16 protein-coding genes are annotated in these 16,970 nt (G+C 50.5%); all 16 read left to right on the top strand.

The genetic code is table 11. The features are described 5' to 3' along the window. Positions 1 to 120 precede the first annotated feature (120 nt). The 16 genes from rplU to LMG33818_RS10985 all read left to right on the top strand — a co-directional run bounded on the left by rplU (position 121) and on the right by LMG33818_RS10985 (position 16,957). Positions 121 to 429 carry a 50S ribosomal protein L21 gene (gene rplU, locus LMG33818_RS11060; protein ID WP_442323452.1) on the top strand — a complete coding sequence of 103 codons (309 nt, stop codon included), beginning with the start codon at positions 121 to 123 and terminating at the stop codon, positions 427 to 429. Between the two features lie 32 nt (positions 430 to 461). After that, entirely contained in the window at positions 462 to 719 is a 258-nt protein-coding gene (gene rpmA, locus LMG33818_RS11055; protein ID WP_442323451.1) for a 50S ribosomal protein L27, read from the top strand. 407 nt (positions 720 to 1,126) lie between these two features. Further along, a complete protein-coding gene (gene cgtA / locus LMG33818_RS11050) occupies positions 1,127 to 2,317 on the top strand; it encodes an Obg family GTPase CgtA (RefSeq protein ID WP_442323450.1) in 1,191 nt (396 codons plus the stop codon). Positions 2,318 to 2,347: 30 nt separating this feature from the next. Continuing rightward, entirely contained in the window at positions 2,348 to 3,481 is a 1,134-nt protein-coding gene (proB, locus tag LMG33818_RS11045) for a glutamate 5-kinase (protein ID WP_442323449.1), read from the top strand. Between the two features lie 575 nt (positions 3,482 to 4,056). Next, the gene (gene rpsT / locus LMG33818_RS11040; protein WP_442323448.1) at positions 4,057 to 4,323 is read left to right on the top strand and encodes a 30S ribosomal protein S20; all 267 of its coding nucleotides are present in this window, start codon (positions 4,057 to 4,059) and stop codon (positions 4,321 to 4,323) included. Between the two features lie 186 nt (positions 4,324 to 4,509). Then, the gene (murJ, locus tag LMG33818_RS11035) at positions 4,510 to 6,048 is read left to right on the top strand and encodes a murein biosynthesis integral membrane protein MurJ (protein ID WP_442323447.1); all 1,539 of its coding nucleotides are present in this window, start codon (positions 4,510 to 4,512) and stop codon (positions 6,046 to 6,048) included. A 69-nt stretch (positions 6,049 to 6,117) separates the two neighbouring features. Next, positions 6,118 to 7,242, top strand: coding sequence for a bifunctional riboflavin kinase/FAD synthetase (gene ribF, locus LMG33818_RS11030; RefSeq protein ID WP_442323446.1), 1,125 nt, complete (start codon positions 6,118 to 6,120; stop codon positions 7,240 to 7,242). A gap of 169 nt (positions 7,243 to 7,411) precedes the next feature. Beyond that, positions 7,412 to 10,279 carry an isoleucine--tRNA ligase gene (gene ileS, locus LMG33818_RS11025; RefSeq protein ID WP_442323445.1) on the top strand — a complete coding sequence of 956 codons (2,868 nt, stop codon included), beginning with the start codon at positions 7,412 to 7,414 and terminating at the stop codon, positions 10,277 to 10,279. Further along, a complete protein-coding gene (lspA, locus tag LMG33818_RS11020; protein WP_442323444.1) occupies positions 10,272 to 10,853 on the top strand; it encodes a signal peptidase II in 582 nt (193 codons plus the stop codon). Before ileS ends, lspA begins: the two co-directional genes overlap by 8 nt. Positions 10,854 to 10,863: 10 nt before the next feature. Further along, positions 10,864 to 11,328 carry an FKBP-type peptidyl-prolyl cis-trans isomerase gene (gene fkpB / locus LMG33818_RS11015; protein ID WP_442323443.1) on the top strand — a complete coding sequence of 155 codons (465 nt, stop codon included), beginning with the start codon at positions 10,864 to 10,866 and terminating at the stop codon, positions 11,326 to 11,328. Between the two features lie 569 nt (positions 11,329 to 11,897). Then, positions 11,898 to 12,626, top strand: a complete 729-nt coding sequence (locus tag LMG33818_RS11010; RefSeq protein WP_442323442.1) for a pirin family protein — start codon at positions 11,898 to 11,900, stop codon at positions 12,624 to 12,626. Positions 12,627 to 12,726: 100 nt separating this feature from the next. Further along, entirely contained in the window at positions 12,727 to 13,323 is a 597-nt protein-coding gene (wrbA, locus tag LMG33818_RS11005; RefSeq protein ID WP_442323441.1) for an NAD(P)H:quinone oxidoreductase, read from the top strand. A gap of 89 nt (positions 13,324 to 13,412) precedes the next feature. Continuing rightward, the gene (locus LMG33818_RS11000; RefSeq protein WP_442323440.1) at positions 13,413 to 14,399 is read left to right on the top strand and encodes a glutathione S-transferase family protein; all 987 of its coding nucleotides are present in this window, start codon (positions 13,413 to 13,415) and stop codon (positions 14,397 to 14,399) included. Between the two features lie 397 nt (positions 14,400 to 14,796). Continuing rightward, positions 14,797 to 15,285, top strand: coding sequence for a hypothetical protein (locus tag LMG33818_RS10995; protein WP_442323439.1), 489 nt, complete (start codon positions 14,797 to 14,799; stop codon positions 15,283 to 15,285). An 8-nt stretch (positions 15,286 to 15,293) separates the two neighbouring features. Continuing rightward, positions 15,294 to 16,193, top strand: a complete 900-nt coding sequence (locus LMG33818_RS10990; protein WP_442323438.1) for a hypothetical protein — start codon at positions 15,294 to 15,296, stop codon at positions 16,191 to 16,193. Further along, positions 16,190 to 16,957 (top strand): hypothetical protein, encoded by a 768-nt coding sequence (locus LMG33818_RS10985; RefSeq protein ID WP_442323437.1) that lies wholly within the window; start codon positions 16,190 to 16,192, stop codon positions 16,955 to 16,957. The genes LMG33818_RS10990 and LMG33818_RS10985 overlap by 4 nt, the downstream gene beginning before the upstream one ends. Positions 16,958 to 16,970 lie beyond the last annotated feature (13 nt).

The following is a 16,970-nucleotide window of genomic DNA, read 5'->3' as shown; positions in this document are numbered from 1 at the left end:
TGTTAGATGGTACCAAGAGGGGTGCCAATCGAATCAGGTAAACCAAGCAGCGATATGTGAAGTGTTGAAATGCCCGCGTGGCTGTCACCACTTCGAGATGAGTCCTCTGGAGATATCCCAATGTATGCAGTAATTAAAAGCGGTGGCAAACAGTACCGTGTTGAAGAAGGTCAGCGTATCAAGCTGGAAAAGCTTGAAGTTGCGACTGGCGAAACTGTTGATTTCGATCAGGTGTTGCTGATCGGTGGTGACGAAGTCAAGATTGGTGCTCCGCTGGTCGAAGGCGCCAAGGTGACTGCTGAAGTCGTCACTCATGGTCGCGGTGATAAAGTGAACATCATCAAGTTCCGTCGCCGTAAGCACCACATGAAACGTCAGGGCCACCGTCAGTGGTTTACTGAAGTCAAGATCACTGGAATTTCTGCGTAATTCAGAACTTCCCCAAAGCGAGGTAATGTGCAATGGCTCACAAGAAGGCAGCGGGTAGTACGCGTAACGGACGCGATTCAGAATCCAAACGCCTGGGTGTTAAACTGTTCGGTGGTCAGGCGGCTATCGCAGGTAACATCATCGTTCGTCAGCGTGGAACCAAATTCCATGCGGGCACTAACGTAGGTGTTGGCAAGGATTACACTCTGTTCGCACTGACTGATGGTCACGTTAAATTCGAGACCAAAGGCCCTAAACAACGCAAATTCGTTAGTGTTGTTCCTGCGTAATAGTATGTTTTCGCGCAATTCGGAAGTCCTTTAGGGGATTTTTCTTAAGCGCTACACAGGCTCTGATGTTCTCATCGGGTCTGAACCAAGAGAGCCCCGCCCTGTTGCGGGGTTCTTTTGTCTTGGGTATTCATGTCCCAAGTCTTTATCTTGCCATACCACGTGCTTCAATCCGCTGTGGTGTGGCCTATAATGAAGCTCTGGAGATTTCGAAATCTCTAAAAGTTTCGAAAGTTCCGAAAACGTTATAAACCGGTTTGTTGTCGCAAGGGCCTAATCCCTTTGCGAGAAAGACGTCGATACGCTTGAGGCAGTTGTGTCAAGGCCATGCCAAACTGCTCTTCACGGGTTGTTGAGTGCTTCGTCGTCCGACCAAAGTGAATGCCCTGACAGGGCCAGGAGACGTCATGCAATTCGTGGATGAAGCAGCCATTACCGTTGAAGCGGGTAAAGGGGGTAAGGGGTGCATGAGCTTTCGCCGAGAGAAGTTCGTTCCCAAGGGCGGGCCGGACGGCGGTGATGGTGGGCACGGTGGCAGTGTGTATCTTGTGGGGGATGAATCCCTCAACACATTGATCGATTTCAAGTTTCAGCGTTTCTACAAGGCTGAAAATGGTCGTCCCGGACAGGGGAGCCAGATGAGTGGCCGCAAGGGAGAAGACCTTTTCATCAAGGTGCCGGTAGGGACTACGGTGATTGATGTTGAGACGCTTGAAGTCATTGGTGATGTCACTGAAGCTGGACAGGAGCTGCAAGTCGCGCAGGGTGGTTATCGAGGGTTGGGGAATATTCATTTCAAGTCCTCCACCAATCGTGCTCCAAGGCGGACGACGCCGGGAACGGAAGGCGAACGCCGTGAGCTGCGTCTTGAGTTGAAGTTGATGGCGGATGTCGGTTTGTTGGGCATGCCCAATGCGGGCAAGTCCACACTGATTCGTTCTGTGTCTGCGGCTCGCCCCAAAGTGGCTGACTATCCTTTTACCACGCTGGTGCCGAATCTGGGCGTCGTGAAAATCGGTTCCCATGAGCATTTCGTGATTGCAGATGTTCCCGGTTTGATTGAAGGGGCCTCGGAAGGGGCGGGGCTGGGGTTACGTTTCCTCAAGCATTTGTCGCGTACGCGTTTGCTGTTCCATGTGGTGGATATCGACCCGATTGATGGAAGTGATCCGGTTGATGCCATCAATATGATCAGTGCTGAGCTTGAAAATTTCTCCCCAACGCTTGCTTCCTTACCCCGCTGGCTGGTTATCAATAAGCTCGATCTGATTGCCCCGGAAGAGCGGGATGCCAAAGTGGCTGATCTGGTTAAGCGTCTGGGGTGGGAAGGTCCGGTATTTCGTATCTCTGCCGCGAGTGGAGAAGGGTGTGCTGAACTCGTACAGTCTGCTCATCGCTGGTTGGATGAGCAGCGTATTGAAATTCGGGATAATGAACAATCTGCCCAACGTGAACAGGAACGTATCGAACGGCTTGAACAGGAAGCTATTCGGCGCACGGAAGAGCGTATGTCTCGCAAGCGTCGTCATGAGGAAGTGAACGACGATGATGATTGGGATGACGATGATACTGATGTTGAAGTCGAATATGTTCGCTAATCGGTAAAACCTGAGTTAGGAAACAAGGCCATGGTTAGTCAGGTTCTGAATCGTAAAACATTGGGGCAGGCACGTGCCATTGTCATCAAGATTGGCAGTGCACTGCTGACTAATGACGGTCAGGGGCTGGATACTGATCGTGTTGCGTCCTGGGTGGATCAGTTCATTGCGTTGAGGCAAAGCGGCATTCATCCGATCATTGTATCTTCGGGCGCCGTTGCTGCGGGAATGGCACGCCTGGGATGGTCCCAACGCCCCACGGAACTGAGCGAGCTGCAAGCCGCTGCCGCTATTGGTCAATCAGCATTGGTGCGCTGCTGGGAAGATCAGTTTGCTGCGCACTCTGTCATGAGTGCGCAGATATTGTTGACGCATGATGATCTGTCAAACCGCAAGCGCTATCTTAATGCGCGTTCCACGTTGAATAGTCTGGTTGATCTGGATGTTGTACCGATCATCAATGAGAACGACAGCGTAGTCAATGACGAGATCCGTTTTGGGGATAATGATACGCTGGCAGCATTGGTGGCCAATCTGATCGAGGCAGAAGCGGTTATTTTGTTAACCGATCAGGAAGGGCTCTTTACGGCAGACCCACGTTCCAATCCTGAAGCAACCCTGATTGAAGAGGCAGATGCCGAAGATCCGTCTCTTGATGCTATTGCAGGCGGTGGCGGAAAGCTTGGGCGAGGGGGTATGGCGACCAAACTACGTGCTTCCCGCTTAGCGGCGCGCTCCGGTGCAGTGACATTTATTGCCAGTGGTCGTCAGCCACAGGTGATTTCGCGCTTGGTGAAGGGTGAGGTATTGGGTACCCTCCTCAAGCCAGAACATGCACCCATGACAGCGCGGAAGCAGTGGATTGCTGGGCATCTCCAAGCCCGTGGGGAGTTGACGCTGGATTGGGGCGCGGTTGAACGTCTTGTAAAACACGGCTCCAGCCTGTTGTCTGTCGGGGTAACGCATGTGGCAGGAACGTTCAAGCGTGGTGATTTGGTGCACTGTCTTGATCCGGACGGTCATGTGATCGCCAAAGGGTTGGTAAACTACGAAGCTGATGAGGCCTCCCGCATTATGGGGCACCCCAGTGCAGAGATTGAATCATTACTGGGATTTGTCGAATCACCGGATCTTGTGCATCGCGATAATTTAGTGGTCTTGTGATCATGGCCGCTTATCTTCACGGTTTTGACAAAATGGTAGCAAATCTGGTTTTGGCTGAATGAAGAACCGCTCTATGCATTTTGTTGAAAGAGTTGAAAGATAAGCTTATGGCTGAATGGATGTCGAGAGTTCGAATCCCTTTGTCTGCCTAAAACGCCATCAGATACCATTTTCGACTGGAATGCGGCGTAAGACGCTGCTAGAATGTTGCATCCTCTCAGACATGGCCCGTGTGGTCACGGCTTTGTCCCTGAGAGCTGCCTGTCACTACAGGGCCGCCGTTGTTACTGCTGTTATCAGTCAGGGAACACGCTGCCATGTGCGAAAGGCACGCTGTAGAGTATGCACCGGCTATATGCACGTGTGCGTAAAAGGTGTATCCAAACATGCACTCTGCAGGGCAAAAGTGACCACATCTGTTTTCCTGAAGCCAGTACCTGATGACGTGTGAAAACGCCACGGATAGCTTTCCTGAAGGATCGCTTCATTCGATCAGGCAGATGGGCATCAGGGAAACAGGAAAGAGTTAAAACGAATCCTTAAATTTTACTGTCGATAACCTTAGGGAGTAGACGGTGGCGAATACTAAACAAGCCCGTAAACGTGCACGTCAGTCTGAAAAGCGTCGTGTCCTGAAATCCAGCCAGCGCGCAATGGTGCGTACTTACATCAAACGCGTACTGAAAGCGGTTGCCAATGGCGACCACGCTGCAGCTACTGCTGAGTTCAAGGCAGCACAGCCGGTCATCGACCGCATCGCTGACAAGGACGTAATTGCCAAGAAAAAAGCGGCTCGTATCAAGAGCCGTTTGAACGCACGAATTAAAAAGCTGGCTGCCTGAGCCGGTCTTGTGCTGTAAAAAAACCGGCTTTGGCCGGTTTTTTTGTGCATGCGATTCATTGGTTACCATGTGCTTTCCCATAAAAAATATCGAGTGCTAGCGTCTCTCCGCCAATTTCAGCACAATAGACGCGACTGAATATTGATGAACGGGGGAATTATCCCCGCTTTATGCAAGGAGCTTGGAGTGGCAGGACTGCTCAGATCCGGCGCTGTTGTCGGTAGTATGACGCTGATCTCTCGAGGGTTAGGATTGGTTCGCGATATTTTGATCGCCGCACTGTTGGGTGCCGGTGGTGGCGCGGACGCCTTTTTTGTAGCCTTCAGGATTCCCAACCTGTTTCGTCGCTTGTTTGCCGAAGGCTCATTCAATCAGGCCTTTGTACCGGTGCTTTCCGAATATGCGACAGAAGGTGACAAAGCAGAAACAAAACGCCTGCTGGATGCCACGGCAGGTAGTCTTGCGTTGGTACTTTCGATACTGACCGTGGTGGCCATTGCCGCAACGCCCTGGCTGGTATGGGTGTTTGCCCCCGGGTTTGCCAAGGACCCGGGCCGTTTGTCATTGACGGCGGAAATGCTGCGTATCACCTTCCCTTACCTACTATTGATCTCTCTTACCGCTTTTTGTAGCTCGGTGCTTAATAGTTGGGGACGTTTCGCAGTACCGGCATTGACACCGGTGTTCCTCAATCTGTCGATGATTGTGTCATTGCTTTGGGTGGCGCCGCACCTCTCCGTCCCTGCCATGGGGTTGGCATGGGCAGTCTTGATCGCAGGGTTGATCCAGCTGTTCTTTCAGCTTCCATTTCTCGCTAAACTCAAGTTATTGCCGCGACCCTGGCCGGATTTCAAGCACCCCGGCGTACGGCGTATTCTCAAGCTGATGCTGCCTGCGCTTTTCGGTGTGTCTGTGGCGCAGATCAACATGCTATTGAATACCATGCTGGCCTCTTTTCTGGTAACGGGCAGTGTGTCATGGCTGTACTACTCTGATCGTTTGGTGGATCTCCCCACCGGCATCGTCGGTGTGGCTATTGGCACCGTTATTTTGCCGGCGCTTTCACGCGGGCATGCGTCCAAGGATCCAGTACGTTTTTCAAGAATGATTGAGTGGGGGCTGCGATCGGTCATCATCGTTAGTTTGCCTGCCTCGTTGGCCATTTTTATTTTGGCCGAGCCTTTGTTGATCACGCTTTTCCACTATGGCGCCATGAACAATTACGATGTGGTGATGACGGCAAAAAGTCTGCGTGCCTTGAGTTTTGGCATGATCGGCTACATGTTAATAAAGGTATTGGCACCCGGTTATTATGCGCGGCAGGATACACGGACACCGGTTCGTATTGGTATTGTGGCCATGGCGTCGAACATCATTTTTAACCTGATTCTAGTGTGGCCCATGGCGCACGTAGGGTTGGCATTGGCGACAGTATTGGCATCCTTTGTAAACGCGGGGCTACTGGGGCGTGGTTTGATCAAGCGTCGTATCCTGACGTTGGATAAAGATATGCTTAAATTTCTGCTGCAAGTAGGCAGCGGCTGTGTGTTGCTGGTAGTCGGCCTTTACCTCTTCGTACCCTCGTGGCAGGTGTGGACACAGTGGCATGCCATTCACCGTGTGTTGGTCATGTTATTGACTATTGGCATCTCTATTGTTGGCTACTTCGGCTGGTTGTGGATAACAGGAGTTCGCCTTTCTCACTTCAAAATGAATGTGGTGTAAAAAGGGTGCGCACGCAGGTATCGGCGTTGCAGCTTCCCTGGGCGATGATGGTTCGCTGGAAGGGGTTTTATGAAACTGATTAGAGGACTGCATAATATTCGTGCCGAGCACCAGGGCGGCGTTGCCACGATCGGCAATTTCGACGGTGTGCATCAGGGGCACGTTGCCTTGCTCGAACAGTTGCATAACCGTGCACGTGAAGCACAGGTGCCGTTGACCGTCGTACTATTCGAGCCGCAACCACGTGAGTACTTTGCGGGGAAGCAGGCACCGCCTCGTCTGACGCGATTACGTGACAAGCTCAAGCTGCTTGCCGAGCATGGTGTGGATCAGGTGTTGTGTCTGCCGTTCAATCGGCACCTTCGGGAATTATCGGCACAAGCGTTCATTCAGAAAGTACTGGTGGATGGGCTTAAAATCAGTGATCTCGTCGTGGGTGATGATTTCCGTTTTGGTTGTGACCGCGATGGAGATTTTCATTTGCTCCTGGAGGCAGGAGCGCATGCCGGTTTTCGTGTAGAACATACACAGACCTTTGATGCCGAAGGTGGCCGAGTGTCCAGCAGTCGTGTTCGTACTCTGTTGGCATCGGGGAATTTTGATTCAGCCGCCCGCTTGTTGGGCCGACCCTATGGCTATAGCGGAAGAGTGATTGCAGATCGTCAACTGGGGCGCACCATTGGTATTCCAACGGCTAATATTCCCTTGCCGGATGCTCCGTTGGTACTCAGTGGTGTGTATGCCGCTGCCGTTTTTCTGGAAAATGGTGCCTACTATGCGGGTGCATTGAATGTAGGGTGGCGTCCTACGGTAGGAAGTAAGCGCCCGGTGCTTGAAGTGCATTTGATTGATTTCAAGGGAGATCTCTATGGGAAGCGTATTACGGTCATTCCCTGTTTGCGTTTACGTAGCGAGATCTCCTTTGATGGAATAGAGGCATTGAAGCGCCAGTTGGAATTTGACGTGAATTTCTCTCGGATATATATGCGTGGGGCTAAAGAAAGCCTGGCTGCTGCCGATAATTCCTTTGCGTCTCATGGGGATAGGGAAACAATGCGTCAGGAAGATGGTAAAGGCAAACGCCATGGTGGGGCGCCCCACCGCTTTTTCAATGCACATGATCTCCCTTTGGCAACAGCACCGTTAACGCCTCCCAGCCAACAACAGCTGGCTGATCTCATGCGTAATGAATGAGGTAGTAAGTTGACTATGGATGACGTCAATATACGTATCCAAATGATTTTAATCGCATAGCGATGACCGCTGTGTGATACAGAAATTGTGCAGTACAGAAATATAGTAATGAGTACGGAGGGCATTCTCCGTCTGACCTTTTGATTTGACTGACTTTCGTGAGCAGGCCATGAGCGATAAACCGCAAGAATACAAGCATACATTGAATCTGCCTCATACGGATTTCCCCATGCGTGGGAATCTACCGAGCCAGGAGCCTCGTCGTCTGGAAAAGTGGATCGATATGGATCTCTACGCCCAGGTGCGCAAGGCGCGTGCCGGCCGTGAGAAATTTCTCCTTCATGACGGCCCTCCCTACGCCAATGGCAGTATTCACATTGGTCACGCAGTCAACAAGATTCTGAAGGACATTATTACCCGTTCGAAAACCATGGCGGGGTATGATTCTCCCTATGTTCCCGGTTGGGATTGCCATGGTCTCCCGATTGAACACAAGGTTGAGATCACCCATGGCAAACATTTGCCTGCCGATAAAGCCCGTGAGCTTTGCCGTACCTATGCAGCTGAGCAGGTGGATGGCCAGCGTGCTGACTTCATTCGTCTGGGGGTGTTGGGTGATTGGTACAACCCGTACCTGACGATGAATTTCGCCAATGAGGCGAACGAAATTCGTGCGCTGGGAAAAATCCATGAACGTGGTTTTGTCTACAAGGGGCTGAAACCGGTTAATTGGTGTTTTGATTGTCAATCCGCATTGGCAGAAGCCGAAGTGGAATATCAGGACAAGGACTCCGATGCCATCGATGTCGCCTTCCCGATCAAGGATAGCGAAAAACTGGCGAGCGCCTTTGGACTCGATACGCTTGCAAAGCCTACTTTTGCGGTTATCTGGACGACCACACCCTGGACCATCCCGGCCAACCAGGCGTTGAACGTTCATCCGGATTACGAATACGTACTGGTGGATACCGGGGATCGTTTCCTGTTGTTGGCTGAAGAATTGGTCGAGAGCAGTCTGGAGCGCTTCGGGCTGACCGGTGAGGTGGTGGCTCGCACGCAAGGTCGCGCGCTGGATCATATCGAGTTCCATCATCCGTTGGCCGAGGCTGACAAGGGGTACGACCGTGTATCACCTGTTTTCCTGGCGGATTATGTTGAGCTGGGTGCTGGCACAGGGGTGGTACACTCAGCTCCCGCTTATGGTGAAGATGACTTCTATACCTGCGTTCGTAATGGTTTCAGCTATGACGACATTCTGAATCCGGTGCAGAGTAATGGGGTCTATCTGGAGTCCTTGCCTTTGTTTGGCGGTCAATTTATCTGGAAAGCCAACCCGCATGTCGTAGAGGCACTGGACAATGCCGAACGCCTGTTGGCATCGAAAAAGATCACCCACAGCTACATGCATTGCTGGCGTCACAAGTCGCCGCTTATCTATCGTGCGACGGCGCAGTGGTTTATCGCGATGGATCGTGAAGGGGCTGATGGAAAAACCTTGCGTGAAGTGGCATTGCAAGGGGTGGATGATACCCGCTTCTACCCTGCGTGGGGGCAGGCGCGTTTGCATGGCATGATTGCCGGGCGCCCTGATTGGTGTATCTCACGTCAACGTAACTGGGGTGTGCCTATTCCATTCTTCATCCATCGTGAGAGCGGTGAACTTCATCCCCGTACGCAGGAAATACTGGAAGAAGTTGCTACCCGTGTAGAAAAAGAGGGTATTGAAGCCTGGTTCAAGCTTGAGCCCTCCGAATTGCTCGGGGATGAAGCCTCCGAGTACGAAAAAGTCACCGATACGCTGGATGTATGGTTCGATTCCGGAACCACTCATTATCATGTGTTGCGCGGCTCCCACGGTTTCCTTGGGCACAAGGATGGCACCGTCGCGGATCTTTATATCGAAGGTTCTGATCAGCATCGTGGCTGGTTCCACTCTTCCTTGTTGACTGGTTCGGCGATCGATGAAAAAGCGCCCTATAAATCCTTGCTGACTCATGGCTTCACCGTGGATGCACAGGGCCGCAAGATGTCCAAGTCTGTTGGGAATGTTGTTGCGCCTCAGCAGGTCATGGATCGACTGGGTGCCGATATTCTTCGCCTTTGGGTCGCTTCCAATGATTACTCGGGTGAAATGGCGGTCTCGGATGAAATCCTGAAACGTACGGCGGATGCTTATCGTCGTATTCGTAATACCTCGCGCTTCATGTTGGGTAACCTGAGCGGTTTCGATCCGGCGAAGGATTGTGTTCCTGCAGAAAACATGATCGCCCTCGACCGGTGGATTGTGGATCGTGCAGCACAGTTGCAGGCGCGAGTTCTTGCTGCCTATGAAGAGTTCCGTTTCCTTGATGTTTATCAGCAGGTACTGACGTTCTGCTCACGTGATATGGGTAGTTTCTACCTCGACATTATCAAGGATCGTCAGTACACCACGCAGCCTGACTCCTTGGCGAGACGCAGTTGCCAGACAGCGCTTTACCATATTGTTCAGGCATTGGCGCGTTGGGTAGCCCCCATCCTTGCCTTTACGGCAGAAGAGATCTACGAAAACATTCCGGGTGAACACCTTGATAGCGTTCACCTTGAAGAGTTCTATGATGGCCTCTTCCTTCTGCCAGAAGATTTCGCCTACGGGCGTAATTTCTGGTCGGAAGTGATGGAAGTAAAAGGGGCTGTCAACAAGTGCCTTGAAAACGCGCGTAATGAAGGGCTGGTCAAAGGCTCTCTGGATACGGAAGTCACGCTCTACGTAAATGAGGCGCTTCACACATTACTTTCCAGCCTGGGTGATGAGCTACGATTTGTGCTGATTACGTCAGAAGCAACGTTGAAACCATTGGATCAAGCCAGTGAGGGCGCTCGTGATACAGAGCTTGAAGGCCTCAAGGTAGACGTTATTGCCAGCCCATGGCCCAAGTGTGAACGTAGTTGGGAGCACCGTCCTGATGTAGGGACACACGAAGAGTATCCGACATTATGTGAACGCTGCATTCAGAACCTCCCAGGCCATCCCGGTGAGGTGCGCCGGTATGCCTAATGCCAATGACAATAGTCGTGGAGATGCTCAGGCCGTTGGCAACAGCCAGCAGAAACATGGCGACCTTCAGGGGCAGGCAACTGCCCCACGTATGAAAGCGCCCCTACAGTGGCTGTGGTTGGCCGTGGTCGTGATCATTCTTGACCTTGGCTCCAAATGGTTGGCGCTCTTTGCACTCAACTATGATCAGCCGGTCACGGTCATACCGGGTTTTTTCAACCTGACCTTGATGTACAACCACGGTGCTGCCTTTAGTTTTCTGGCCGATAATTCGGGGTGGCAACGCTGGTTATTGGCTGCGATCGCGATCATTGCCGCGCTACTGCTGGGCTTTTGGCTCACTCGCCTTAAAGCGGGGCAGGCCCGTATGGCGGCTGCATTGGCTCTCATCATCGGGGGGGCTATCGGTAACCTCTTCGATCGCATGGTGAATGGCTATGTCGTCGATTTTCTGTCGTTTCACTGGCAGCAGGTCTATTACTATCCAACCTTCAATATCGCTGATAGTGCTATTACTATCGGGGCTGTGCTATTGATTCTCGATTCCTTTACCGGAAAAAAAGTGAAGCGTTAAGGGGGATACTGTGGGTCAGGATCAGTATGACGATGTGCGCGTGGGAGAGGGTACTCAAGTCAACCTTCATTTCACGCTTAGCCTTGAAGATGGAACGCAGATTGATTCCACTCGCGGCAAGCGTACGGCCAACTTCGAATACGGTGATGGTAATCTGCCGCCCGGGTTTGAGAAGCCACTCGTTGGTATGAAGGCCGGGGAAACCGGTACGTTTACCATCACACCGGAGCATGCTTTCGGGCAGTACAATGAACAAAACGTTCAGGTGCTCAAGAAAGAGAGTTTTGATGAACAGATCGAACTCGAACCTGGTGCAGTGGTTGCGTTCACTGATCCCAATGGTGGCGAGCTTCCCGGAGTCATCAAGTCGATTGAAGGTGAGCGTGTCGAAGTCGACTTCAATCATCCATTGGCAGGTAAAACGTTGATGTTTGATGTCGAAATTCTTGACGTCACTCCTGTCACGATGCACTGACCTTGTTGCGGACGGTGTTTAGGCACCCTCCGCATTTCACTTTGTCCTTTATCACCATACGCCCAAGATGGGTGGAATTGGGTACGGCATCGGTTTCATACTTATCTCGCTTCTCGCTTCTCGCTTCTCGCTTCTCGCTTCTCGCTTCTCGCTTCTCGCTTCTCGCTTCTCGCTTCTCGCTTCTCGCTTCTCGCTTCTCGCTTCTCGCTTCTCGCTTCTATTTCCTTTCTGTCTCTATTCACCCGTTTCATTGTCAGTGAATGTTTGCTGTCAATCCGATTGGACGCCTGTCCGTATTTGTCATGTACTGTATGAGTTGGTAACGCTTTAATTGTCTTTATATTTTTTACAATATGTCCATTATTGGTTTGTATATCAATCATCATGAAGGTGCTAATGTAGATATCAGTAAAGGGTTGAATGTCTCGGAGCTTTTGGTTCCCTGCAATAACAACCACGTATTTACAAGGCTCATACGAAATACCAGTGAGGTATTGCTTTGTAGTGTTTGTTGATGCGGGCCAAGCCCAGGGTTCCAGACACCCTATGATTGATTTCTGGAGGGGCACATGATTCAGATGAGATATGCGGCTGACCGCGGTCATGCCAACCATGGCTGGTTAAACTCCAACCATACGTTCTCTTTTGCGAATTACTACAATCCCAGTGAAGTTGGTTTTTCCGACTTGCTCGTGATCAATGATGATCGTGTGGCGGCGGGTAGGGGCTTTGGTCAACACCCTCACCGTGACATGGAAATCTTTTCCTACGTACTTGAAGGTGCATTGGAACATAAGGACAGCATGGGCTCTGGTGGAGTTATCTACCCCGGTGATATCCAGTTAATGAGTGCCGGCACCGGTGTTGTGCATAGTGAATTCAATCACTCATCTTCGGATGAGGTTCACTTTCTGCAGATATGGATAGTTCCTGATGCCTTGGGTTATTCTCCGCGTTATCAGCAAGAAAATTTTAGTGAAGCTGATAAACGTGGAAAATTCTGCAAAGTTATTGCTTCTGATAGTGATGGATCGACCAAGCTTAAAATCCGTCAGGATGTTTCTGTCTATGCCGGACTTTTCGATGGTGATGAAAGGGCGAGTATTGATCTTGCTGAAGGCCGTTATGCCTATGTTCACGTTGCGCGTGGGAGCGTAATAGTCAATGGGCAACTGTTCAATGAAGGTGATGGTGCTCGCGTTCGTGATGAGCGCACTCTCACGTTTACGGATGGTAAAGATGCGGAAGTCCTGGTATTCGACCTGCGTGGGCATGAACTTCCACAAATGCCGAATTAATTCAAGAATGGTATAGGCTATGATCTTCAAGCGCGTATTAGGATCACTGCGGTCACTTTTTTCAAAAACGCCAACACAACCCTCTACCAAGGAGCCCAAAATGGCCAAGGTATTAGTATTGTATTACTCCATGTACGGACACGTAGAAACCATGGCGAATGCCGTTGCTGAAGGTGCTCGCTCTGTTGCAGGTACAGACGTCACCATCAAACGTATTCCCGAGACAATGGACGCCGATGCCTTTGCTCAGGCCGGTGGTAAAACCGATCAACAGGCACCCGTTGCGACACCTGCTGAATTGGCCGATTACGATGCTATTATTCTGGGAACACCTACTCGCTTCGGTAATATGGCGGGTCAGGTACGTACCTTCCTTGATCAGACAGGTGGCCTTTGGGCTGAAGGCAAACTGCGTGGCAAAGTAGCGAGTGTCTTTACCTCTACCGGCACGGGAGGTGGTCAGGAACAAACCATTACGTCTACCTGGACGACATTGGCTCACCACGGCATGGTCATTGTTCCGATTGGGTATGGTGTACCTTCTCAGTTTGACATCTCTGTCCCCAAGGGGGGGACTCCGTATGGTGCAGCTACTTTGGCCGGTGGCGACGGTAGCCGCCAGCCCAGTGAAGATGAGTTGGGTGTTGCTCGCTTCCAGGGTGAATACGTAGCTGGGTTTGCCGCTAAATTGGCCTAATGCCTCTGGCTAGTGAGAGAACCGGACTTTAATACAGGTCCGGTTTTTTATTACGACGATTGAATTTACGTTTATCAGGGAGATATCTTATGGGATTGCTGGTGGATGGTGTATGGCACGATCGCTGGTACGATACCAGCTCTACTGGCGGACGTTTTGAACGTTCCAAAGCCCAGTTTCGCAATTGGCTGACGGCTGACGGCTCAGCGGGCCCATCTGGCAAAGCTGGCTTTAAGGCTGAAAAAGGGCGGTATCACCTGTATGTCTCCTTCGCTTGCCCGTGGGCTCATCGCACGCTGATTGTTCGCAAACTGAAAGGGTTGGAAGACCTGATTACCGTTTCAGTTGTGCATCCGGTCATGCTGGAACACGGCTGGACGTTTGCTACGGATTTCCCAGCAGCCACTGGCGATACACTGTATGGTCTGGATTACATGTATCAGATCTATCTGAAAGCAGACCCCAACTATAGTGGGCGCGTGACGGTTCCCGTGCTCTGGGACAAACAGGAAGAGACAATCGTCAGCAACGAGTCTTCCGAGATCATCCGCATGTTCAATACGGCGTTTGATGATCTGGGAGCCAAACCGGGGAATTATTATCCCGACGCGTTGCATGAGCAGATCGATGAATTGAACAGCTGGATCTACCCTTACGTCAACAACGGCGTCTATCGCTCCGGTTTTGCTACCGAGCAAGAACCCTATAACGAGGCGGTGATACAAGTATTCGAAGGGCTGGATCGTCTGGAAAAAATTCTTGATCAACATCGTTACCTCACCGGCAATGAGCTGACAGAAGCGGATATACGTTTGTGGACGACACTGGTGCGTTTTGATCCGGTGTATGTGACCCATTTCAAATGCGATCGTAACCGTATCAGTGATTATCCCAACCTGTTCGGCTTTCTTCGTGATCTTTATCAACACGATGGTATTGCTGAAACAGTCAACATGGCACATATTCGTAACCACTATTTCAGAAGCCACCCAACGATCAATCCGACCGGGATTATTTCCATTGGACCCAATGAGGATTGGAACGCGCCTCATGATCGCGCTTCTCGATTCGGATAATTGACTTCTGGTTTCTGGGTTTCTCAGGGCGGTGAGGGCATCAAACCTTCGTCGCCTTTTTCTTTTCTTCCGCCTGCTTTTTCAACAGAAGCCTTTTTAAAAAGAGACATGTAATCTTCCTTTCCTTTCCTTTCCTTTCCTTTGCTTTCCTTTCCTGATCACTGACTTTTTTCTTTTGCTGGCTTATATCCCGTTGCTACCAATAAATTTCTTGTTGTTATCTATAAAGAAAATGTGTTTCCGGCCGATACATACCTTTGAACATATCGTTGTCTAAATCCATGTTCATGCGTCGCTATCACAAAATGTCGGGATAGTTCTTCCCAAGGATAGTGAATCGGTGGGTTGATGAATTAATCAGGCTTCAATCAGTTTGAAGAAGAGAGCAGGTGAGTCAATGTCAATGAAGAGTCTTCCTGCCTCCAGCTCTGTCATCGTGATTCCTTTGTGTCTGCTAATGAAAATGCCGAAAGGTATTCGTTACATATTCCTTGAACTGACACGAAGTAGGCGAAGGTGGATAAATTGTCTGACAAAAAGAGCCAGTGACGCAGGCTCTCTGGGGAGTATCAGTTTGGAGATCATGACGGCCCTTTTTCTTGTTTCATTAACCTTCGCGGCATTCATCACTGTGACTGATCATTTGAAACACCAGGGGTATTTATTGCGCGTCAGGGGGGAAGGCGTGGCAGCCTTGAGCTCCCGGTATGAAATGGCATCTCTTGGCGTACCTTTTTTGCCCCTGCTACCGAATACGTTTCGTGTATGTCAGCAAGAATCAGGTATGTATCAACACCTGTGGCTCTCCATCGCAGCGGTGGGGCAGCGAGCTGATTGCAATATTCCAGACTCCATGAGCCTTGTGTTGAGGACATCTTCATTATGAGAACGGGAATGCTGTCGAAGACCTCTGGGGCCGCTGGGTTCATTTTGCTGGAAGTGGTAAGCCTTACCCTGGTAGCCGCATTAGTGATGCTTGTGGCGCTTGAAGCCTATATGGTTGCCCGTGCGGTAATTCAACGAGAGCTTGCCCAATGGCAAGTACATCATCGGTTATCGATGGCCTCCTCGCTCATGGAAAAGGAACTTCGAATGGCAGGTTATCGCGGAGGTTGGTTTCCTTTGGCAGAAACATTTGCACTACCAGCGATTCAAGGTGGCTATGGGCGTATTGATTGTACCGCCCCTCCTTGTGTTACTGCGCAAGGTGACCATTTTGAGCCAAGTGGGCAAGATAGGGGCGTACATGGAATCACGCCTTGGCAATCAACACATACTGCCGCCCCCCAGGGGGGCACGATAAAAGGTCATCGTGATGCGATCCTCCTTCGCTACTGGCGAACACGGGGGGACGCCTACGCCTATCATCTTCCTCTTGTTGAAGAGCAAAAAGGAGAAAGAACAACTACAGAAGCTCATTTTAATTACGTCACCGGTTTCTATATCGAAAAATCCCCGAGCGGGCAGTATGGGTTGTATCAACGCACAAGTGGTCAGCGTTATGGGCAGGAAATGGTTACAGGAGTGAATGGGCTCAAGTGTGAGTTTCTTGAGCGATTATCTGAAGGACATCTATCTGAGCATTTCGTGTCAGCTAACCACATTCGCCATTGGTATCGGGTTGTTGGTGTTCAGTGCCAGCTTTCTGCTGAAAGCGATCCACATTATTTGCGATCCGGCTTACCTTACAAGGCCAGCGGTACACGAATGTTCAGTGTTGCGCTTCGCAATATGGATTTCAGAATACGTGGCGAGCAGCGCTTTCAGCAATGGATGGCAGGAGCATCTCCATGAATGTCGCGTATGAAAGAGGAGTGATTCTTCCATTTGTTTTGGTGGTATGCCTTCTTATGACATTACTCCTGCAGGGTATGCTGACATTGCTCCAGCGAGAGCCGCATCTATTGCAAACTGAATGGCTCTCGTTATATCAGAAAGCACGGATGCAACAAGTCATTGATGAACACTGGCAACGATTGGAACAAAGCGGTGTGCCTCTCTACAGGAAAATCGAGCAATCACGAATGAATACGAGCGTCCCTTCCCGTTTTCTTTTGCAACACGCAGTAGATAACCAAATGGAGAAGATATTGACCAGTCAATCTTTGGCTCATAGTGATAGAAAATTACCCGCTGATTCTCTTCTCACCTCCAGTTCCTCAATGAGTCAGGCCATGGAAGAGCTGAACGGTTTTGATACAGTGACTTTACCTGATCCCTATATTCATTCTGACGGCGTTTTTAATATCCCCACCAGTAAACTCATCTATTGGCCATCCGATGCATGGTGCAGGATGAAAAAAAAGGCTAATGAAAAGGAATGGCACTGTACCCGTTTTGAAATATCGGCGCATATTGGTCACAAGGATAGGCTACCAGTCTCCGAAGAGCCGTCTGTCTGGCGCAATCAAATGGCGCGTTTGATATACGCACGCAAGTTAAAAACAGGCTTCGTGAGTATTGTGCAGGGCGGAGTGGAGCTGGTTAGAACACATGCAAACAACAAGGTTGAAAAAATACTGATACCGCTCTATTGGCGGTTATCCACAGCGGAATAATTTCTAGACAAAG

Origin of the sequence: Cernens ardua, from assembly GCF_051251085.1 — a bacterium.
Classification (GTDB): Bacteria; Pseudomonadota; Gammaproteobacteria; order Pseudomonadales; family Halomonadaceae; genus Cernens; species Cernens ardua.
Note: the sequence above shows the minus strand (reverse complement) of the source record. Positions and strands in the feature narration are given on the sequence as shown.